This is a genomic window from Pseudomonas sp. HB05 (genome assembly GCF_016756915.1).
Lineage (GTDB): Bacteria > Pseudomonadota > Gammaproteobacteria > Pseudomonadales > Pseudomonadaceae > Aquipseudomonas > Aquipseudomonas alvandae.
In genome coordinates, this window is the sequence record NZ_JAESPG010000015.1 from 23,987 (window position 1) to 44,219 (window position 20,233).

General features: G+C 60.6%; 20 protein-coding genes. 10 read left to right on the top strand and 10 right to left on the bottom strand.

All coding sequences use genetic code 11. From position 1 onward, the window contains the following. Positions 1–6: 6 nt before the first annotated feature. From tauC to JMN22_RS14490, 6 genes are all read right to left on the bottom strand, one after another. A complete protein-coding gene (tauC, locus tag JMN22_RS14465) occupies positions 7–846 on the bottom strand; it encodes a taurine ABC transporter permease TauC (protein ID WP_198797040.1) in 840 nt (279 codons plus the stop codon). Next, on the bottom strand, positions 843–1,637 hold the full coding sequence (gene tauB / locus JMN22_RS14470; protein WP_198797041.1) for a taurine ABC transporter ATP-binding subunit: 795 nt from the start codon (positions 1,635–1,637) through the stop codon (positions 843–845). Before tauB ends, tauC begins: the two co-directional genes overlap by 4 nt. 20 nt (positions 1,638–1,657) lie before the next feature. Next, a complete protein-coding gene (gene tauA, locus JMN22_RS14475) occupies positions 1,658–2,635 on the bottom strand; it encodes a taurine ABC transporter substrate-binding protein (RefSeq protein WP_198797042.1) in 978 nt (325 codons plus the stop codon). 313 nt (positions 2,636–2,948) lie between these two features. Then, the gene (gene gshA / locus JMN22_RS14480; protein ID WP_030140497.1) at positions 2,949–4,532 is read right to left on the bottom strand and encodes a glutamate--cysteine ligase; all 1,584 of its coding nucleotides are present in this window, start codon (positions 4,530–4,532) and stop codon (positions 2,949–2,951) included. Between the two features lie 272 nt (positions 4,533–4,804). Then, a complete protein-coding gene (locus JMN22_RS14485) occupies positions 4,805–5,188 on the bottom strand; it encodes a PaaI family thioesterase (protein WP_051065981.1) in 384 nt (127 codons plus the stop codon). Next, positions 5,188–7,512, bottom strand: a complete 2,325-nt coding sequence (locus JMN22_RS14490; protein WP_198797043.1) for a Tex family protein — start codon at positions 7,510–7,512, stop codon at positions 5,188–5,190. The genes JMN22_RS14485 and JMN22_RS14490 overlap by 1 nt, the downstream gene beginning before the upstream one ends. 359 nt (positions 7,513–7,871) lie before the next feature. On the opposite strand from JMN22_RS14490, the gene ompR reads away from it, so the two are divergent. Next, positions 7,872–8,612: an osmolarity response regulator transcription factor OmpR gene (gene ompR, locus JMN22_RS14495; RefSeq protein WP_025211284.1), complete on the top strand. Its 741-nt coding sequence runs from the start codon at positions 7,872–7,874 to the stop codon at positions 8,610–8,612. A gap of 114 nt (positions 8,613–8,726) precedes the next feature. Further along, positions 8,727–10,040, top strand: coding sequence for an ATP-binding protein (locus JMN22_RS14500; protein ID WP_030140494.1), 1,314 nt, complete (start codon positions 8,727–8,729; stop codon positions 10,038–10,040). A gap of 71 nt (positions 10,041–10,111) precedes the next feature. Here the strand turns inward: JMN22_RS14500 and rimK are convergent, their stop codons facing one another. Beyond that, entirely contained in the window at positions 10,112–11,017 is a 906-nt protein-coding gene (rimK, locus tag JMN22_RS14505) for a 30S ribosomal protein S6--L-glutamate ligase (protein ID WP_030141550.1), read from the bottom strand. After that, positions 11,014–11,496, bottom strand: coding sequence for a retropepsin-like aspartic endopeptidase RimB (rimB, locus tag JMN22_RS14510; RefSeq protein ID WP_030141549.1), 483 nt, complete (start codon positions 11,494–11,496; stop codon positions 11,014–11,016). Before rimB ends, rimK begins: the two co-directional genes overlap by 4 nt. A 235-nt stretch (positions 11,497–11,731) precedes the next feature. Here rimB and JMN22_RS14515 point away from each other — a divergent pair, with 235 nt between their 5' ends. The 3 genes from JMN22_RS14515 to JMN22_RS14525 all read left to right on the top strand — a co-directional run bounded on the left by JMN22_RS14515 (position 11,732) and on the right by JMN22_RS14525 (position 15,020). Then, on the top strand, positions 11,732–12,136 hold the full coding sequence (locus tag JMN22_RS14515; protein ID WP_030141548.1) for an RNA-binding S4 domain-containing protein: 405 nt from the start codon (positions 11,732–11,734) through the stop codon (positions 12,134–12,136). A 258-nt stretch (positions 12,137–12,394) separates the two neighbouring features. Beyond that, complete coding sequence (gene hslO, locus JMN22_RS14520) at positions 12,395–13,297, top strand: Hsp33 family molecular chaperone HslO (RefSeq protein ID WP_198797044.1); 903 nt, start codon at positions 12,395–12,397, stop codon at positions 13,295–13,297. Between the two features lie 178 nt (positions 13,298–13,475). Next, complete coding sequence (locus JMN22_RS14525) at positions 13,476–15,020, top strand: phosphoenolpyruvate carboxykinase (RefSeq protein ID WP_030141546.1); 1,545 nt, start codon at positions 13,476–13,478, stop codon at positions 15,018–15,020. Positions 15,021–15,075: 55 nt separating this feature from the next. On the opposite strand, the gene JMN22_RS14530 is transcribed toward JMN22_RS14525, so the two are convergent. Next, the gene (locus JMN22_RS14530; protein WP_030141545.1) at positions 15,076–15,429 is read right to left on the bottom strand and encodes a DUF1493 family protein; all 354 of its coding nucleotides are present in this window, start codon (positions 15,427–15,429) and stop codon (positions 15,076–15,078) included. Positions 15,430–15,617: 188 nt separating this feature from the next. On the opposite strand from JMN22_RS14530, the gene JMN22_RS14535 reads away from it, so the two are divergent. The 5 genes from JMN22_RS14535 (at position 15,618) to JMN22_RS14555 (ending at position 19,507) form a co-directional block, all read left to right on the top strand. Further along, positions 15,618–16,853, top strand: a complete 1,236-nt coding sequence (locus JMN22_RS14535; RefSeq protein ID WP_198797045.1) for a colicin E3/pyocin S6 family cytotoxin — start codon at positions 15,618–15,620, stop codon at positions 16,851–16,853. Between the two features lie 7 nt (positions 16,854–16,860). Next, positions 16,861–17,115: a colicin E3-like toxin immunity protein gene (locus JMN22_RS14540; RefSeq protein ID WP_198797046.1), complete on the top strand. Its 255-nt coding sequence runs from the start codon at positions 16,861–16,863 to the stop codon at positions 17,113–17,115. Positions 17,116–17,444: 329 nt separating this feature from the next. After that, positions 17,445–17,672, top strand: a complete 228-nt coding sequence (locus JMN22_RS14545) for a hypothetical protein (protein WP_198797047.1) — start codon at positions 17,445–17,447, stop codon at positions 17,670–17,672. A gap of 139 nt (positions 17,673–17,811) precedes the next feature. Next, positions 17,812–19,038 (top strand): 3-hydroxyacyl-CoA dehydrogenase, encoded by a 1,227-nt coding sequence (locus JMN22_RS14550; RefSeq protein ID WP_198797048.1) that lies wholly within the window; start codon positions 17,812–17,814, stop codon positions 19,036–19,038. A gap of 49 nt (positions 19,039–19,087) precedes the next feature. Continuing rightward, the gene (locus JMN22_RS14555; protein ID WP_030141540.1) at positions 19,088–19,507 is read left to right on the top strand and encodes an acyl-CoA thioesterase; all 420 of its coding nucleotides are present in this window, start codon (positions 19,088–19,090) and stop codon (positions 19,505–19,507) included. Between the two features lie 85 nt (positions 19,508–19,592). Here the strand turns inward: JMN22_RS14555 and JMN22_RS14560 are convergent, their stop codons facing one another. Beyond that, a complete protein-coding gene (locus JMN22_RS14560; RefSeq protein ID WP_198797049.1) occupies positions 19,593–20,069 on the bottom strand; it encodes a glycine zipper domain-containing protein in 477 nt (158 codons plus the stop codon). Positions 20,070–20,233 lie beyond the last annotated feature (164 nt).

Genomic DNA, 20,233 nt, shown 5'->3' on the forward strand with positions numbered 1-20,233 from the left:
TACGTATCAATGGGCCTGGCCGTGCCATGGCACCAGCTTGCGTTGCAGGGCGCGCAGGCCCATTTCCATGGCGAAGGCGATCAGGGCGATCACCAGGATTCCCAGCACGACCACATCGGTGACCAGAAACTGCGCCGCCGACTGCACCATGAACCCCAGGCCGCTGGTGGCCGCGATCAATTCAGCGGCGACCAGCGTCGACCAACCCACGCCCAGGCCGATGCGGATACCGGTGAGGATGTCCGGCAGGGCGCTGGGCACGATCACGTGGCGGATCAGTTGCGCCCGGGTGGCACCGAGGGATTGCGCCGCCCGCAGTTTCGCCGGGTCAACGGTGCGCACGCCGGTGGCGGTGGCGATGGCGATCGGGGCGAAGATCGCCAGGTAGATCAGCAGGACTTTCGACAGCTCGCCGATGCCGCACCAGATCACGATCAGCGGCAGGTAGGCCAGGGGCGGAATCGGTCGATAGAACTCGATCAGCGGATCGAGCACCCCACGGGCGATACGGTTGGCGCCGATGGCGATGCCCACCGGCACCGCCGTGAGCACTGCGAACAACAGGCCCAGGCCAATCCGCCCGAGGCTTGCGCCCAGGTGTTGCCAGAGTGTCGAGTCCATGTAGCCGCTGGTTGCCAGCAGCCATCCCTTTTGCATAACGGCGGAGGGCGGCGGCAGGAACAGCGGTTCGATCAGCCCGCTGGCGGTGATCGCCCACCAGAGAAACAGCAACACGACCAACGTCAGCCCGCTGATCCAGCGTGTGCCCAGGCTGCGTCGTACGGGTGCTGCCGCGTGCGAGCTCACGGCATCGCCGGCCACGGCTGGAACTTCATAACTGCTCATGCGCGCTCCTGTTGTCGAGTGGCGCTGCGTTGGGAAAACACCTTGGCGAGCACGTGCTCGCGGGTCTCGATGAAGCGTGGATCGGACTTGATGGAGCGGGCCGATTCACCCGCGCCGTAGCGGCGGCCGAAATCCAGGCTCAGGCGCTCGACGATCTGCCCGGGATCGGGTGCCAGCAGGATCAGATCGGTTGCCAGGAACACGGCTTCTTCAATGTCGTGGGTAATCAGGAACACTGGTTTGGCGGTGCGTTGCCAGACTTGCAGCAACAGCTCCTGCATCTGCTCGCGGGTGAAAGCGTCCAGGGCGCCGAAAGGTTCGTCCATCAACAACAATCGCGGATCGGCTGCCAACGCGCGGGCCAGGCCTACGCGTTGCTTCTGGCCGCCGGACAGCTGCCAGACGCGGCGCTTTTCGAAACCGGCCAAGTCCACCAAGGCGAGCATCTCCCGGGCGCGAGCCTCGCGTTTTTCCTTGGCGACTCCGGCCAGTTCCAGGCCGAAAGCGACGTTCGCCAGCACGTCCTGCCAGGGCAACAGCGCATCGTCCTGGAACACCACGCCACGTTCGGCGCCGGGGCCTGACACCGGAACGTCGTCGAGGGTGATTTGCCCGGCGCTGGGCTCGACGAACCCGGCAATCAGGTTGAGCAGCGACGTCTTGCCGCTGCCGGATGGGCCGAGGGCGACCAACAACTGCTGCGGGCCCAGGGTCAACGAAATATCCGCCAGTACCGGTTTCGTTGCACCGAGGTACTGTGCGCTGATGCGCTCCAGCTGTAGCAAGGCCATCTCGGCGTCTCCTTTTTCGATCAGCGAGTGATGTATTTGGCGCTGACGTACGGCGCGTAATCCGGCAGCACCGCTTCGACCTTGCCTTGCTCCTTGAGGAACGTGGCAGTGTTGGTAATCGCCTGGGTGGTTGGAGCGCCGAGGCTCACCACCTGGTCTGCGGCCAGCGGGAAGACGTTGCCTTGCAACAGCAGCGGGATATCGCTGGCCTTGGCGCCGGAGAGCTTCACCAGCTTGTCGATGTTGGAGGCATCGGCCAGCCAGGCTTGCGGATCCTTGCGGTACTGGGCGTAGGCATCCAGGGTGACTTTGGCGAACGCCGTGACGATCTCGGGATGCTGCTGGGCGAAATCCTTGCGCACGATCCAGGCGTCGAAGGTCGGTGCGCCGAACTGGGCCAGTTCAGCCGAAGTGATCAGCACCTTGCCGTTTTCCTTGGCGACGCCGAGGGCCGGGTCCCAGACGTAGGTGGCGTCGATGTCGCCGCGTTTCCAGGCGGCGATGATGGCTGGCGGGGCGAGGTTGAGCACGGTGACTTTCGACGGGTCGATGTTCCAGTGCTTCAGCGCGGCGAGCAGGCTGTAATGGCCGGTGGAGACAAACGGCACGGCGATCTTCTTGCCGATCAGGTCTTGCGGGGTCTTGATGCCGGAGCCGTCACGGGCGACCAAGGCTTCAGCGGCGCCGATCCGGGTGGCGATAAGGAAAGTTTCCACTGGAACCTTACGCGTGATGGCGGCGGTCAGCGGGCTGGAACCGAGGTAACCGATCTGCACATCGCCCGAGGCGATGGCGGCGATGATGTCGGCGCCATTGTCGAACTTGCGCCAGGCGATCTTCGCCTGGGTGGCTTTTTCATAGGCACCGTCGGCCTGGGCGACTTTCGCCGGGTCAACGGTGGTCTGGTAGGCGACGGTCAGGTCGGCCGCCTGGGCAAAAAGACTCGCCGCAGCCAGGGAGGCGGCCGCGAGAAGGCGAAGGGGGAAACTCAAAGACATGGTGTAGCTCCTCAACAGGCCGCCGGAGAGTCGGCGTTGGAGGAGACTAAATGATCTAAGAATTAAGAAATAAATAACTTTTTAGAATTAGCTTATCTGCGAAAAAGTCTATGCAAGGGGCAGAAATTGGAGTTGTACATGGCTTTTGTGGCGAGGGGATTTATCCCCGCTGGGCTGCGTAGCAGCCCTAAAGCTCCTCTTCGGTGTGTCAGACAGGTCACTTACCGCCGTTTTGGGGTCGCTTCGCAACCCAGCGGGGATAAATCCCCTCGCCACAGCTGCATTCCCACGAAGGAATCATGGGAATGCTCGGTCAGTTACTGATCGCCAAAATGCTCGCCTGATACGAACCCACGAACACGTCGAAATCCCCCACCTCGTTCTGCTCCAGCTCGGTTTGCTGGACCAGGGACTGGCGAGCGGTTTGTTCGAACGCGGCTTGCTCTTCGGTCGCCAACGGCTCGGCGCGGAAGAACTCGGCGTGGGCCTTGCTCTGGCGCAGGGAGAACTGAGCGAAGCTTTCCTGATGCTCGGCCATGGCGGCCAGTACCTGGGCGGACGGCGTCAGCGATGGATCGCGGACTTTCGCTCGTTGCGCGTCCAGCGCCTGACGGTGGGCGTCGCCACCCTGGCTCTGGTCGAGCAGCGCTGCCAGTGGAGCGATATTCTCGAGCAATTCCAGGGCCCATGCCTGCATATCCACGGCTTGCCCCTGGCGCTGCAGTTGCAGGCCCGGCTTGCGGCCTTCCTTGACCACGGTCAGGAAGTTGCTGGTGGCGTTGCTGCATTCGTTGTTTTCCAGCTGCGGGCTGTCATTGAGGCCGCAATACAGCAGGAACGCGTCGAGGAACCGCGACTCGGTGAGGTCGATGCCCATCGGCAGGAACGGGTTGATGTCCAGGCAACGCACTTCGACGTACTGGATCCCGCGAGCCATCAGGGCCTGGATTGGCCGCTCGCCGGTGTAGGTCACGCGCTTGGGACGGATATTGGAGTAGTACTCGTTTTCGATCTGCAGGATGTTGGTGTTGAGCTGCACCCACTCGCCGTTCTGGTGGGTGCCGACTTCGACGTACGGCCCGTACGGCGTTGCCACCGCTTTGCGCAGGCTGTCGGTGTAGCTTGCCAGATCGTTGTAGCAAGGCGTCAAGCCGGCCTGGGCGTTGCTCTGGTAACCCAAGTCGCTCATGCGCAGGCTGGTGGCGTAGGGCAGGTACAAGGTGTCCGGATCCAGCTGTTCCAACTGGTGCGGCCGGCCACGCAGGAAACCGACGTCGAGGGCCGGCGAGGCACCGAACAGGTACATCAGCAGCCAACTGTAGCGACGGAAATTACGGATCAGGGCGATGTAGGCCGACGATTGGAAGTCCCGGTCGCTCGCGTCGATGGCTTCGTCCTGCCGGAGCAGGGGCCAGAGCTTTTCCGGCAGGGAAAAGTTGTAGTGGATCCCGGCGATGCATTGCATGGTCTTGCCATAACGCAGGGCCAAACCCTTGCGGTAGACGTACTTGAGTCGACCGATGTTCGAGGTGCCGTAATAGGCGATCGGAATCTCTTCCTCGGCCGGCAACGGACACGGCATCGAAGGGCTCCACAGGTATTCGTCGCCGAGCTTGCTGTAGACGAACCGGTGGATCCTGTCGAGGCTGCGCAGGGTATCGGCCGGGTTGGCCAGGGCCGGGGTGATGAACTCCAGCAACGACTCGGAATAGTCGGTGGTGATCTGTTCGTTGGTCAGCGCCGAGCCCAGGGCTTGCGGGTGCGGGGTCTGCGCCAGGCGCCCGTCGTCGGTGACGCGCAGGCATTCACGTTCGATACCGTGCAGGCACTGCTCGAGCAGGGAGAGGTTGGCGCGCTCGCCGAGCAGGGCCAGGCGGCGGTTTAAAAGGTCGCTCAAGTTGAATTCCTTCACGCGTCAGTCGCCCCAATATGGGGGTGGGCAAGACGGTCTACAAGGGTGAAGTTAAAACTGGCGTTTTCGCCTGGTTTTCATACGGCTAACGACAGGTCGCCACGGCCCCTGTGGGAGCGAGCCTGCTCGCGAAAGCGGCGTATCAGTCAGCATTGGAGTCGCCTGATACACCGCCTTCGCGAGCAAGCCCGCTCCCACAGAGAAATTTCGACACCGCATTCATGGCGTCGAAATTACCCCAAATCGATGACAGGGAGCTATAGGACAGCGAACGTGCCTTGCGCTTTTGCGACCAGCTTGTCGCCCTGCATCACCTCGGCCTCGACCACCAGCGTGCGCCGGCCCGGGTGGATGACCCGGGCGGTGCACAACACCTCGCCGTCTGAGACGGCGCGGATGTAGTTGATCTTGCACTCGATGGTCGCGCTCTGCTGGTCAAAGCCATGGACACTGGAGCAAGCCAGGCCCATGGCGATGTCCACCAGGCTGAACAGCGCACCGCCGTGCAGCTTGCCGCCACGATTGCGCAACTCGGGTTCGAGGCCCAGGGCGACTTGCGCCACCCCGTTCTCGAGGCTTTGCAGCCGACAGCCGAGCAGCTTGAAGAACGCGCTCTGAACCAGCCCGGCCGGCGCGTCCATCAGCGTTTCTTCAGTTGCTTGGCGTTGGCGAACAGCGAGGCCATGGCGTTGTTGGCCGGGGCTGCCGTGGCGGTCTCCTTGCGCGGCGCGGTGTTCTGCGACTGGCGCGGCGCGGCGCCTGGGCGAGCACCACGGGCCCCGTCGACTTTCTCACCGGGCGTGTCGCTCATGCGCATCGACAGGCCAACGCGTTTGCGCGGGATATCGACTTCCATGACCTTCACTTTCACCACATCGCCGGCCTTCACGGCTTCGCGTGGGTCCTTGATGAATTTTTCCGACAGCGCCGAAATGTGCACCAGACCGTCCTGGTGTACGCCGATGTCGACGAACGCGCCGAAATTGGTCACGTTGGTCACCACGCCTTCGAGGATCATGCCCGGTTGCAGGTCCTTGAGGTCTTCGACGCCTTCCTGGAATTCGGCGGTCTTGAACTCAGGGCGTGGGTCGCGTCCCGGTTTCTCCAGCTCTTGCAGGATGTCGGTCACGGTGGGCAGGCCGAAGGTTTCGTCGGTGAATTTCTTCGGGTCCAGGCGCTTGAGGAACGCGGCGTCACCGATCAGCGAGCGGATGTCGCGGTCGGTCTGGGCGGCGATGCGTTGCACCAGCGGGTAGGCTTCCGGGTGGACTGCGGAAGAGTCGAGCGGGTTGTCGCCGTTCATGACGCGCAGGAAGCCGGCGGCCTGTTCAAAGGTTTTTTCACCCAGGCGCGGGACTTTCTTCAACGCGGCGCGGGTCTTGAACGCGCCATGTTCGTCACGGTGGGTGACGATGTTCTGCGCCAGGGTGGCGTTCAGGCCGGAAATATGCGCCAGCAGCGCCACCGAGGCGGTGTTCACGTCCACGCCCACGGCGTTCACGCAATCCTCCACCACGGCGTCCAGGCCACGGGCGAGTTTCAGTTGGGAAACGTCGTGCTGGTATTGGCCGACGCCGATGGATTTCGGATCGATCTTCACCAGTTCCGCCAACGGATCCTGAAGGCGACGGGCGATCGACACCGCGCCGCGAATCGACACGTCCAGGTCCGGGAATTCCTTGGAAGCCAGTTCCGACGCCGAATAAACCGAAGCACCGGCCTCGGAGACCATGACCTTGGTCATTTTCATGGCCGGGTATTTCTTGATCAGCTCGGCGGCCAGCTTGTCGGTCTCGCGGCTGGCGGTGCCGTTGCCGATGGCGATCAGGTCCACCGAATGCTTGGCGCACAGGGCGGCGAGTACGGCAATGGTCTGGTCCCACTTGTTGTGCGGCACGTGCGGGTAGACCGTGGCGTGGTCCAGCAGTTTGCCGGTCGAGTCCACCACCGCCACCTTGCAACCGGTGCGCAGGCCTGGGTCGAGGCCCAGGGTGGCGCGCGGGCCGGCCGGTGCGGCCAGCAGCAGGTCGTGCAGGTTGTGGGCGAATACGTTGATCGCCTCGGTTTCGGCGTTGTCGCGCAGCTCACCGAGCAAGTCGGTTTCCAGATGGGTGTAGAGCTTGACCTTCCAGGTCCAGCGCACCACCTCGGCCAGCCATTTGTCGGCGGCGCGGTTCTGGTTCTGGATGCCGAATTGCTGGCCGATCATGCCTTCGCACGGGTGCATGGTGCCGGGCAGTTCTTCACCGACCTTCAGGGCTGAACTGAGAATGCCTTCGTTGCGGCCACGGAAAATCGCCAGGGCACGGTGGGACGGCATGCTCTTGAGCGGTTCGTCATGCTCGAAGTAGTCGCGGAACTTGGCGCCTTCCTCTTCTTTGCCGGCGATGACGCGGGCGCTGAGGATGGCTTCCTGCTTGAGGAAGTTGCGCAGTTTCTCCAACAGGTTGGCGTCTTCGGCGAAACGCTCCATGAGGATGTACTTGGCACCTTCCAGCGCGGCCTTCACGTCCGCCACGCCTTTTTCGGCATCGACAAAGCGTGCGGCCTCGGTTTCAGGGGCCAGGGTTGGATCGTTGAATAGGCCATCGGCCAGCTCGCCGAGGCCGGCTTCCAAGGCGATCTGGCCCTTGGTGCGGCGCTTCTGCTTGTAGGGGAGGTACAAATCTTCGAGGCGGGTCTTGGTATCGGCCAGCTTGATGTCGCGCTCGAGTTGCGGGGTCAGCTTGCCCTGCTCCTGGATGCTCGCCAGGATGCTGATGCGCCGTTCGTCGAGTTCGCGCAGGTAGCGCAGGCGCTCTTCCAGATGACGCAACTGGGTGTCATCGAGGCTGCCGGTCACTTCTTTCCGGTAACGGGCGATGAAAGGGACCGTGGAGCCTTCATCGAGTAGCGCGACGGCCGCTTCGACCTGTTGTGGGCGGACGCCGAGTTCCTCGGCGATGCGGCTGTTGATGCTGTCCATAAAACCACCTGACAAATTGTGAAATCAGGCTCGCCGCCGCAGAAGCCGGGCTCGGCGAGACTGGTTGAGCGGCCTGGCATGCGCCGCTGCCTGGGTCAAAAGGCTGCCTGTTGACCCGCGAAATTCAAAAAGTGCTGCCTGGCCAGGGGTAAAAAAAGTGCTGCGCCGTTATAGAGATCCGGCCTGGTCCTGGCACAAAGGCCGCGCATTATAACCAGCGTTCCGTTGTTCGGGGGTGTCGTGAACCGAGGGTTTGATGGGTGGATTGCTGGAGATAGAGGAAAAATCTGCTAACAATGCACACGGTGCGTATAACGGCAGCTAGGCCATAATGCGCGCCAAGATCAAAGGAGCTTCCTATGAGCAGCACTGCACAAACTGCTGAAGGCGAAAAAATTCTGATTGTTGACGACGATCCCGGGCTGAGCAGCCTGCTGGAGCGTTTTTTCGTCAGCAAGGGCTATCGCGCCCGTACCGTACCGAACACCGAGCAAATGGATCGCCTGCTGGCCCGTGAGGTGTTCAACCTCGTGGTCCTCGATCTGATGCTGCCGGGTGAGGACGGCTTGACCGCTTGCCGTCGCCTGCGTGGCGCGAACAACCAGATCCCGATCATCATGCTCACTGCCAAGGGCGACGAACTGAGCCGCATCAAGGGGCTGGAGTTGGGCGCCGACGATTACCTGGCCAAGCCGTTCAACCCGGACGAGTTGATGGCCCGGGTCAAGGCGGTCTTGCGTCGCCAATCGGCCCCGGTGCCGGGCGCGCCGGGCAGCGAAGACGAAAGCGTGACCTTCGGCGACTATGAACTGTCCTTGGCCACCCGCGAGCTCAAGCGTGGCGACGAGATCCACATGCTCACCACCGGTGAGTTCGCCGTGCTCAAGGCCCTGGTGATGAACGCCCGCCAGCCGTTGACCCGGGACAAGCTGATGAACCTGGCCCGTGGCCGCGAATGGGATGCGCTGGAGCGCTCCATCGATGTGCAGATTTCCCGTCTGCGACGGATGATCGAGCCCGATCCATCCAAGCCGCGTTATATCCAGACCGTCTGGGGCGTGGGTTATGTGTTCGTGCCGGATGGCGCCGCCAGCAAGTGATTGGCGATTTGTAGGAGCGGGTAGCCTGGCTGGTTGAAATGTCTTCTTCCAGGCGACTCGCGGTCCGTCATTGTGCGAGCATCGCTCGCTCCTGCAAGTGTGTAGCGGCTATTCATGAAAACCCCCGTTTGGTTCCCCCAGAGTTTTTTCTCCCGCACCCTCTGGCTGGTGCTGATCGTCGTGCTTTTTTCCAAGGCGCTGACGCTGGTCTACCTGCTGATGAACGAAGACGTGTTGGTGGACCGCCAATACAGTCACGGCGTGGCCTTGACCCTGCGGGCCTATTGGGCGGCTGACGAAACCAATCGAGCCAAGATTGCCGAGGCGGCGACATTGATTCGGGTCGTTGGCGCCGGCGTGCCGGAAGGGGAGCAGCACTGGCCGTACAGCGAAATCTATCAACGGCAGATGCAGGCCGAACTGGGCGCCGACACCGAGGTGCGACTGCGCATGCATTCGCCTCCGGCATTGTGGGTGCGTGCCCCGAGCCTGGGTGACGGTTGGTTGAAGGTGCCGCTGTACCCGCATCCATTGCGTGGCCAGAAAATCTGGAACGTGCTGGGTTGGTTCCTGGCGATCGGCCTGTTATCGACGGCATCGGCATGGATCTTCGTCAGCCAGCTCAACCAACCGCTCAAGCGCCTGGTGTATGCCGCCCGGCAATTGGGCCAGGGTCGAAGCGTACGATTGCCCATCAGCGATACCCCGAGCGAGATGACCGAGGTCTATCGCGCTTTCAACCAGATGGCCGAGGATGTCGAGCAGGCCGGACGCGAGCGCGAGCTGATGCTTGCGGGCGTTTCCCACGACTTGCGTACGCCGCTGACCCGGCTGCGGTTGTCGCTGGAGTTGATGGGCGAGCACACCGACCTGACCGACGAGATGGTCCGTGACATCGAAGACATGGACGCGATTCTCGACCAGTTCCTGGCGTTCATTCGAGACGGTCGTGATGAGTCCGTGGAGGAGGTGGACCTCAGTGAGTTGGTGCGGGAAGTGGTTGCGCCCTATAACCAGAACGACGAAAAAGTGCAGTTGCGCCTGGAGCCGATCCAGCCGTTCCCGTTGCGCCGGGTGTCAATGAAGCGTTTGTTGAACAACCTGATCGGCAATGCGCTGAACCATGCGGGCGCCGGTGTTGAAGTCGCGGCCTATGTCTCCGGCGACACCAGTGCGCCTTACGTGGTGCTGAGCGTCATGGACCGTGGCGCTGGTATTGATCCGTCGGAGCTTGAGGCCATTTTCAATCCCTTTACCCGGGGCGATCGCGCCCGAGGAGGAAAGGGCACCGGACTGGGCCTGGCGATCGTCAAGCGCATCGCCTCGATGCACGGCGGCAACGTCGAACTGCGCAACCGCGTCGGTGGCGGGTTGGAAGCACGGGTGCGCTTGCCGTTGGGCTTGATGCTGCCTCGGGATGCGGTGTAGCGATTTCTTTCAGGTCAGGCAGAGGACCTGTGGGAGCGAGCAAGCTCGCTCCCACAGTGTTTGTAAATGGATTAGCCTTTGCCCTTGGTCCGGGTCATGTTCGGCCCGCCATTCTTTTCCAGGTGTTCGATGATGATCCCTGCCACGTTCTTGCTGGTGGTGGTCTCGATACCTTCCAGGCCTGGCGAGGAGTTGACCTCCATCACCAGCGGTCCGTGATTGGAACGCAGGATATCCACGCCAGCCACGGCCAGCCCCATGACCTTGGCGGCACGCAGGGCGGTCATGCGTTCTTCGGGGGTGATCTTGATCAGGCTCGCACTGCCGCCCCGATGCAAGTTGGAGCGGAACTCACCGGGCCGGGCCTGGCGTTTCATCGAGGCAATCACTTTGTCGCCGACCACGAAGCAACGAATGTCCGCACCGCCGGCTTCCTTGATGTATTCCTGGACCATGATGTTCTGCTTCAGGCCCATGAACGCCTCGATCACCGATTCCGCCGCCGTTGCGGTTTCACACAGCACCACGCCAATGCCCTGGGTACCCTCCAGCACCTTGATCACCAGGGGGGCGCCATTGACCATCGCGATCAGGTCGGGAATGTCATCCGGCGAGTGGGCAAAACCGGTCACGGGCAGGCCGATGCCGCGCCGAGACAGCAATTGCAGGGAACGCAGCTTGTCTCGCGAGCGGGCAATCGCGACGGACTCATTGAGGGGATACACGCCCATCATTTCAAACTGGCGCAATACCGCGCAGCCGTAGAAGGTCACCGATGCGCCGATGCGCGGGATGACCGCATCGAAGCCTTCCAGCGGTTTGCCGCGGTAATGGATCTGCGGCTTGTGGCTGGCAATGTTCATATAGGCGCGCAGGGTATCGATCACCACCATTTCATGGCCACGTTCGGTCCCGGCCTCGACCAGGCGACGGGTGGAATACAGACGCGGATTTCGCGACAGCACAGCGATCTTCATGCAACACCTGTGGCAGAGGTAGTGGACACCGGGTATGCCGGCTTGTCTTGGACGTATTTGATGCCTGGATTGACCACCAACTGGCCGTCAATCAGAGCTTTGGAACCCAGCAACAGGCGATAACGCATGGATTTGCGGCAGGCGAGGGTGAACTCGACCCGCCAGAACCGATCGCCCAGCGCCAGCGTGGTGCTGATCACGTAGCGGACCTGGGCGTGGCCGTTGGAGCTCTTGATGGTCTTGCGCGCTACCAGCGGCGCTTCGCAGCGGCGATGGCGCAACTGCACCACCGTGCCCAGGTGCGCGGTGAAACGCACCCATTTTTCGCCGTCGCGCTCGAATGGCTCGATGTCGGTAGCGTGCAGGCTGGAAGTACTGGCTCCGGTGTCGATTTTTGCGCGCAGGCCGGCGACTCCCAAGTCCGGGAGCGCCACCCATTCGCGCAGACCGACGACGGTCAGATGGTCAAATGTCTTCAATAAAAACAACCTGAAATTGGCACATCGGATCGTGGACTCCGCGAATCGCGGTATTCACGCAGAATAATCACAAAATGGCGACAGTTATCTACGCACCCGTTTGAATGTGTAGCCGATGCCGACGCTCGCCCTATGAACGGGCGGTTCGGCGGGCATTCTATCCGTCGCGACGGATTCGTGCGCCCGACAAAAACGGTAGTACAGTTCCAGCTATTCGTTAGAAAGAGGAATTCCAGTGGCACAAAAAAGCGAAGAGGATGACAAGGTCCGTCTCGATAAATGGTTGTGGGCGGCACGATTCTACAAGACCCGAGCCTTGGCCAAGGCCGCCATTGAAAGCGGCAAGGTCCATCACCGGGGCGAGCGTTGCAAGCCTGGCAAAGAGCCACGTATCGGTGACGAATACGTCATCCGTACCGGTTTTGATGAAAAAACCGTGGTTGTCGAAGCCTTGTCCATCGTGCGTCGCGGCGCGCCGGAAGCTCAAACGCTATACCGCGAGACCGAAGCCAGCGTCGCCAAGCGCGAAGCTGCTGCCGCCCAGCGCAAGGCCGGTGCCCTGGGCGTCAGCACCGACGGCAAGCCGAGCAAGAAGCAGCGTCGGGACCTGTTCAAGTTTCATGGCAGCAACAGCGAGTAAAGCATCGGCCACACCGGTAACCCGTGGCGAGGGAGCTTGCTCCCGCTGGGCCGGTCCGACGCCTCGGGCGTAGCGGCCCCAGAATCTTGCGGTCGCTACGCAACCGAGCGGGAGCAAGCTCCCTCGCCACAACAGCGCTGCACATGCAGATAGATGCTCAGTCTTCCCACAAAGCAAAATCATGGCTTGCTTGGAACCCACCCTGAATGCCCATAAAATGCCTGTCATCAATTGCCATCACCTCAGATACCAGACCCTATGACTGATTTACCGGATACCGACTACACCCAACGTTTCATCTTCGATGACAGCGACGCCCGTGGCGAGCTGGTGGCGTTGGAGCGTAGCTACGCCGAAGTCCTTGCCAAGCACGCCTACCCGGAGCCGGTCGCGCAATTGCTCGGCGAGTTGATGGCCGCCGCGGCGCTGCTGGTGGGTACCTTGAAATTCGATGGCTTGCTGATCCTCCAGGCGCGCTCCGAAGGTCCGGTGCCTCTGCTGATGATCGAATGCTCCAGCGAGCGAGAGATCCGTGGCCTGGCCCGTTATCACGCGGAGCAGATCGCGCCCGACGCAACCTTGGCCGACCTGATGCCCAACGGCGTGCTGGCCCTGACGGTCGACCCGAGCCACGGCAAGCGCTATCAGGGCATCGTCGATCTCGACGGCGCGACCCTGGCCGAGTGCTTCACCAATTACTTCGTCATGTCCCAGCAGACCAACACCCGCTTCTGGCTCTATGCCGACGGGCGGCGCGCCCGTGGATTGCTGCTGCAGCAACTGCCTGCCGACCGCATCCGTGATCCGGAAGAGCGCGACGCCAGCTGGCAGCACGTCACCGCTCTGGCCAGCACCTTGAGCGCTGATGAATTGCTGGGCCTGGACAACGAAACCGTCCTGCATCGCCTGTACCACGAAGAGCAGGTTCGCTTGTTCGATGGCCAGCCGTTGCGCTTCAAATGCAGTTGCTCCCGTGAACGTTCCGGCAATGCGCTGGTCAGTCTGGGTCTGGAAGATGCACAGCAACTGGTGATCGAACATGGCGGCGCCATTGAAATCGATTGCCAGTTTTGCAATGAGCGCTACCTGTTCGATGCCGCGGACATTGCCCAATTGTTCGCCGGTGCGGGTGTCGACACACCGTCAGATACTCGTCACTAAATCGGTTCAGCGCAGGTAAATCTCCTGGCAAACGCCGGATTTACGCCGTACTGACGGGAGGGCCCTACTTTTTTTGGGCTTTTCTGGCATAATCCGGCCCACTTTTTTCGGGTAGTAGTGCGCGACTTCCTACTACAAAACGTTTGGAGCACTCGGCCACGGGCCGACGGGGAATCTCATGACGCAAGCCAATAACGCCGTGTACACCGATCTGAGTGTCGATGATCTGGTCAAAGAAGCCCTGAATCGCGGTGAAGGCGAGCTTGCCGATACTGGCGCGCTGGTTGTACGTACCGGTCATCGTACCGGTCGCTCGCCAGTCGACCGTTTCATCGTGGAAGAGCCAACCACCCAGCACGCCATTGCATGGGGCCCGATCAACCGCAAGTTCCCGGCCGACAAGTTCGACGCCCTGTGGAACCGCGTCGCAGCCTACTTGGGCGAGCGCGAGCGTTTTGTTTCCCACGTGCATGTAGGTTCCGATCCTGCGCACTACCTGCCGGTCAAGATGACCACCGAGACCGCGTGGCACAACCTGTTCGGCCGCTGCCTGTTCATCAACCCCGAGCAGTACAACGCCGGCGGCAAGGACGAGTGGCAGATCCTCAACGCGCCGAACTTCGTCTGCGAGCCTGAGCGTGACGGCACCAACTCCGACGGCACCGTGATCATCAACTTCGCGGCCAAGAAAGTGCTGATCGCCGGCATGCGCTACGCCGGTGAGATGAAGAAAGCCCTGTTCTCCGTGCAGAACTTCCTGTTGCCAGCCGTTGACGTGCTGCCGATGCACTGCGCCGCCAACATGGGCGAAGAGGGCGATGTGACCCTGTTCTTCGGTCTGTCGGGCACCGGCAAGACCACCCTGTCCGCCGACGAAAGCCGCTACCTGATCGGTGACGACGAACACGGCTGGGGCGTAGGCGTGGTCTTCAACATCGAAGGCGGTTGCTACGCCAAGTGCATCGACCTGTCCGAGAAGAACGAGCCGGTCATCTGGAAAGCCATCCAGCACGGCGCCGTGTTGGAGAACGTCGTCCTGGACCCGGTCACCAAGAAAGCCGACTACGCCGACGACAGCCTGACCCAGAACAGCCGCGCCGCCTACCCGCGTGAGCTGATCGAAAAACGCGCACCGAAGAACCTCGGTGGCGAGCCAAACGCCGTGATCTTCCTGACCTGCGACCTGACCGGCGTACTGCCGCCCGTGTCGATCCTCAGCGAAGAACAAGCTGCCTACCACTTCCTGTCCGGCTACACCGCACTGGTGGGCTCGACCGAAATGGGCTCGGGCAGCGGCATCAAGTCGACCTTCTCCACTTGCTTCGGCGCGCCGTTCTTCCCGCGTCCAGCCGGTGAATACGCAGAGCTGCTGATCAAGCGCATCCGTGGCTTCGGCTCCAAGGTCTACCTGGTCAACACCGGCTGGACCGGCGGCGGCTACGGCGTCGGCAAGCGCTTCAACATCCCGACCACCCGTGCGGTGATCGCAGCCATCCAGAGCGGCGCGCTGATCGGTGCTGAAACCGAACACCTGGACATCATCAACCTGGACGTGCCGCTGGCTGTTCCAGGCGTCGAGACTGGCCTGTTGAACCCACGCAACACCTGGGCCGACAAAGCCGCCTACGACGAAGCCGCCAAGGCATTGGCCGGGCTGTTCATCGAGAACTTCAAGAAGTTCGAAGTGAGCGACGCGATCAAGGCGGCAGGTCCGCAGCTGTAAGGCTTGGTTGATAGATGAAAAAGCCGCTCTTCAAGGGCGGCTTTTTTGTGCGCGACTAGTTTTCTTCCAATGCCTGCGTATCCCATCGCTGCACCTTGATTGCCTTGTACAGCATGCCGATGGTCAGCGGCATCTTGTTTGCGCGCCCCTTGGCCCTGCGCTTTTGAAATACATCGAATCCTTCCGGTTGGAAATAGCGATAGGCGTCATAGTCGATGAGCTCGACGGCGAACCGCTCTTCCAATGTTTCCATCAAATGCCGCGCATCCGCGCCGTCGCAGCCTAGATCGTGATTGATCGCGGTTTCCAGCCGAAGGGTCTTGCGTTCCGGCAGGCCGATCTCTTCGTGGAGCAATTCCATGAGTTGGCGCATGACGGCATCGTCGGGGAAGTCTGGGGCGAAGTGCATGTTGGGGGATCCGACTGGTAGGAATGGCAGGGCTGTACGGTTGGCAAGTTTAGGGCGAAATCGTTTCTCAAAAAGAAGAAAAGTCTCACGTCATGCTCGGAATCGTCTGGTGAGCATTGCCCCGCTTACTCGGTAAGGTTCTCCGCGCCGCTTGCATTGAGTTGGCGCTGACCGAGCAAGGACGAAGCATGGCGAAAGGAAAAGGCGATATTCCCCAAGTCTGGGAGTACCGAGGTGATGACTGGCGCCACAGAGTCCTGCGGGACATGACCCCGGACGAGCTGGCAAAACGAGACGCCGATTATAAAGCCCATGAGGACATGCTCGCTCGGCAAGAGGCGTACATGACCCAACGGCTGAGCCAGATACATCAGAAGGAAGCCCCGCGCATCAAGGGCTGTGTGTTCACCAAATCTTGCGAACTGCCCGATGCAATCATCGATTATCACAATCCAACCGGTTACATCCCGACGGAACTGCTGAGCGCTTATGGCGCCTTCACATTGTTGGGCGGCCGTGAGGTTGACGCGTCAGGCTGTGTACCGCTGAAGACGATCAGCGGAGCATTACCCGCAAGTGTTGGCACGCTGGCACTGGGTGGAACCGGCTTGGCCTCCCTTGGCGCCGGCGCGGCGATCACGGCGCCGGTAGCGGCAGGCGCACTGGTGGGATTGGTGGGGCTGCTGATGCCCTCGAACCTGGGCGACGGTTCGCTGTACACCGAAGAGCAACTAAGGTCCCTTGAACAAGCGCGCAGCCGGGTTCGCCTACATGTCGAAACCCAGCCCGACGGGACGCTTAAAGGTTACGGCTACAACACCCAGTCAAGACGCGACTGGGAGATGATCCCGGTGGTGACATTCCAGGCCCGCGGCGAGCAGCAAGTGGCAGACTTCGGCGACGGGGTCGAGTTGATCTGGACGCCGGCAGTGGACCCTTCCGCGACGTTGGGCATTCCAGCGTTGGAAGCTGCGCCACAGGCGCCGCGCATCTGGATCTTCCCGCCGACGCCCATGGCGGACAGCATCATCGTCAATCCGATCTATCCACCGGAGTACAAGGATTTCATTCTTGTGTTTCCGGTGGGGGCTGGGGTTTCGCCGTTATATGTAGTTTTGAATGTTCGGCGCAAAGGGTTGCCGGAGCCAGCGCATAAGTATCATCACGCACCTCAGACAAACGAAATTTCAGGCTTCGCTGGTCTTACTGAAGTTAAAGCAAAGACTCCCCGTCAAGGTGGCGGCGGTTTCCGGGAGCGTTGGATTGATGCTAAGGGCAGGAGAATTTACGAGTGGGACTCTAGCCACGCCGAGTTAGAAGTGTATCGTTCAAGCGATGGGGGCCATCTCGGTGCATTCGATCACCTTACGGGTGAGCAAAAGAAAAAACGAAATCCGAAACGTAACATCAAGAAGTATTTATGAGGACGCCATGGGTTTGAAAATTAGGCTGAGGTGGTTTGATAAAGTATCCGAGCTATTGGTCGAGAAAGAGTATTCAAAGGATTTCGGAAGCGACACCGAGATTCTGGATGAACTCAATATTCCTTCGGGGAATAATATTAATAACGGAAATCTTGATGTCGTCGGCGAATGGGTTGGAATCCTCCAGCCACATTTCAAACATTATCTGGATTTGTCGAGGTACGACTATCAAGTATCTTTTGACTATCGAGATGAGTGGTGAGCGTAAGATCACGAGGTCGAGGCAATTACGGCCGGCTTTTCGACCCCGGCAAGCATCGGTGGCACTTCAGATAGCCTCATGCAACCGCCTAGCAAGAAGCTTGTGATCAGGACGGTAGGTAACGTCAGTTTGCTCAACATGATTTTTCTCCTTGTCTAATGAGCAAAGGGAATCCTGTCTTTTGCTGGTCCGATGCAGCCGATTCATGGATCGACGGCGCACCTTAACGCGTCTAATGACCGGAGACGAGACATCAAAGCGCCTGGATCGCTTCGTGGCAAAGCGATAACGCTCCCGAAAAAAGCGTATACAGCGAGAGAGGTAGAGCCATGAATTTTGCTGTGTTGGGATTTTATCCAGGCAAGGACGAATTGGTATTTGAACAGAGCATCAACCTGTCTATAAAGGACTTGATGCCATTGATGCTTTGGACTGACAACACCGATTATATCGGCGCTGATTTCAAGCTTTCCAAGACACAAATTATCGAAATTGGGCGCTTGGCGTCGTTGGCTTTTCCCGCAGAGCTTGATTTTTATCTAACGTCAACCGAATGACCCGGCCCGTGACTGTGCTCATTTACCTCTGAGCTGCATCCATCCGCTGAATGCCCGGCATCACACGAATAAATTTCAAAAAAAGTCAGTGGCTGGCTATGGTGATGGCTGTCCTTGGATCGCCGACAAGAGAGCAAACATGAGCCAGACAACCTTCGATATCCAGCGCGCCGCCGTGGTCGGTGCAGGCACCATGGGCCGTGGCATCGTGATGTGCCTGGCCAACGCCGGCGTCACTGTGCAATGGGTCGATAACAACCCGCAAATGCTTGAGCAGGCCTTGGCCACGGTGGCCGAGACTTATGCCCATAACGTACGCCAGGGCCGACTCGAACAAAGCGAAGCCGACGCGCGGATCGCCCGGGTAACGAGGGCGGATGACTACGCGGCGATCCGCAATGTGGACCTCGTAATCGAAGCGGTCTACGAGAATCTGGAACTCAAGCAAAAGATATTCCGCGAGCTAGACGGCATGCTCAAACCCGAGGCGCTGCTGGCAAGCAACACTTCGGCGTTGGACATCGATGCCATTGCCGCCGCCACGCGTCGGCCAACCCAGGTGCTGGGCCTGCATTTCTTCAGCCCTGCGCACATCATGAAACTGCTGGAAATCGTCCGCGGCGCACAGACGTCGAAAGCGGTGCTGGACGCAGCGCTGGCGTTGGGCAAACGCATGGGCAAGGTAAGCGTGGTATCGGGTAATTGTCATGGGTTCATTGGCAACCGGATGCTGCATCCCTACGTGCTGGAGGCGCGCAAGATGCTTTTGGAGGGGGCGCTCCCCCATCAGGTCGATGCGGCGCTGCAAGGCTTCGGCTTCGCCATGGGGCCGTTTCGCATGTACGACGTGGTCGGGATCGATCTGGAATGGCGTGCCCGGGAACTGGCGGGCCAGGGCCAGGACGCGCCCGAGGTGCAAGTGGACAACCGCCTGTGCGAGTTGGGCCGGTTCGGCCAGAAGAGCGGCAACGGGTACTATCACTATGAGCCAGGCAGTCGCCAGGCTGAACACGATGTCGAGGTCGATGCGCTGGTGCAGCGGGTCAGCGAGGGGCTGGGTTTCCAGCGGCGTGACATTGGTACCGAGGAGATCCTCGAGCGCTGCTTGCTGGCCCTGGTCAACGAAGGTGCGAAGATCCTCCAGGAAGGCATCGCCGAGTCGTCTCACGACATCGATCTGGTTTACCTCAACGGATATGGCTTCCCCGCAGACAAGGGCGGCCCGATGGCCTGGGCTGACCAGCAAGGGCTTGACGACATCCATGCGCGCTTGTTGGCGCTTGAAACCAAGCAGGGCGACCAATGGAAACCCGCCCGTTTGATCGGCGAGCTGGCTGCGCAAGGCAAAGGATTCTCCCAGCGATAATGCCGAGCCTTGCCCTGCGTTCCAAAACCGGATTACCCAAGGACAACTGATGCCCCAACGCACGGAATACTTGCACTTCCAGCCCATTACCACGCGCTGGCACGACAACGATGTGTACGGTCACGTCAATAACGTCACCTACTACAGCTTTTTCGATACGGCCGTGAACACCTACCTGATCGAAACCGGCGGGTTGGATATCGACGAAGGAGAAGTGGTGGGCTTCGTAGTGAGTTCGGCCTGCGATTACTTTGCCTCGATCGCTTTTCCAGACCGGATCGAGGTTGGCCTGCGGGTCGGCAAACTGGGCAACAGTTCGGTGCAGTACGAGCTGGCGGTGTTCAAGGTGGACGAGGACGAAGCCTGCGCGGCGGGACGCTTCGTGCATGTTTTCGTGGATCGGGCATCGAATCGGCCCGTGGCGATTCCTGATCGATTACGCGCAGCGTTGGAACGGTTAGTGGCCTGAAACGAAAAATCGCAACCTCCGGTCAGTCTCTGAAGAGAACGGCCGAAGGCTGCGATCTTTTACCGGCTGGTAGAAAAGTCAGCCGTTAGTCGCGGTAGTAGCGGTGATGCTTCTTGCGATGCCCGTAGGCATGGCCGCGACCCGGGTGCCCGTCACGATAGTAGCGGCGATCACCGCGGCGACCTTCATAACGGTCGTCATCGTCGTCCTTGCCCATGTAGTTGCCCAGTGCGCCACCGGCGCCACCGCCCGCTGCGGCACCGATCAGGCTACCGGTGGTGCCGCCTACGCTGCGGCCAACCACGTTACCACCGGCTGCGCCCAGCGCGCCGCCGATCGCCGCTTCGCCGCGGCTGTGTCTGTCTGCACCGACTGCGCTACCGCCCGCGCCGCCAAGGGCTGCGCCGATAGTGGAGCCGGTGTTGCCGCCCAGGGACTGGCCGACGACCGAACCCAAAACCCCGCCCAATGCGCCGCCTACACCTGCTTCGGCGGTACCGCCGGCAGACGCGACGCCACTGATCAGGCCAAGGGACAACAAGAGAATGGAGGAGAACTTCATAGAGGAGCCTCAAAGGGATGACGGCGCGATCCTGAGGCTGGCTTCGCTTGGTTACAATCGAAATCCGACGAGTAACACGACTTGTGCACAATTCTCTAAGTTATTGTTTTTAGGCTGGAACTTAACCGAATTTCGCCGGTCTTTAGCTACTTCAGACAGGCCGT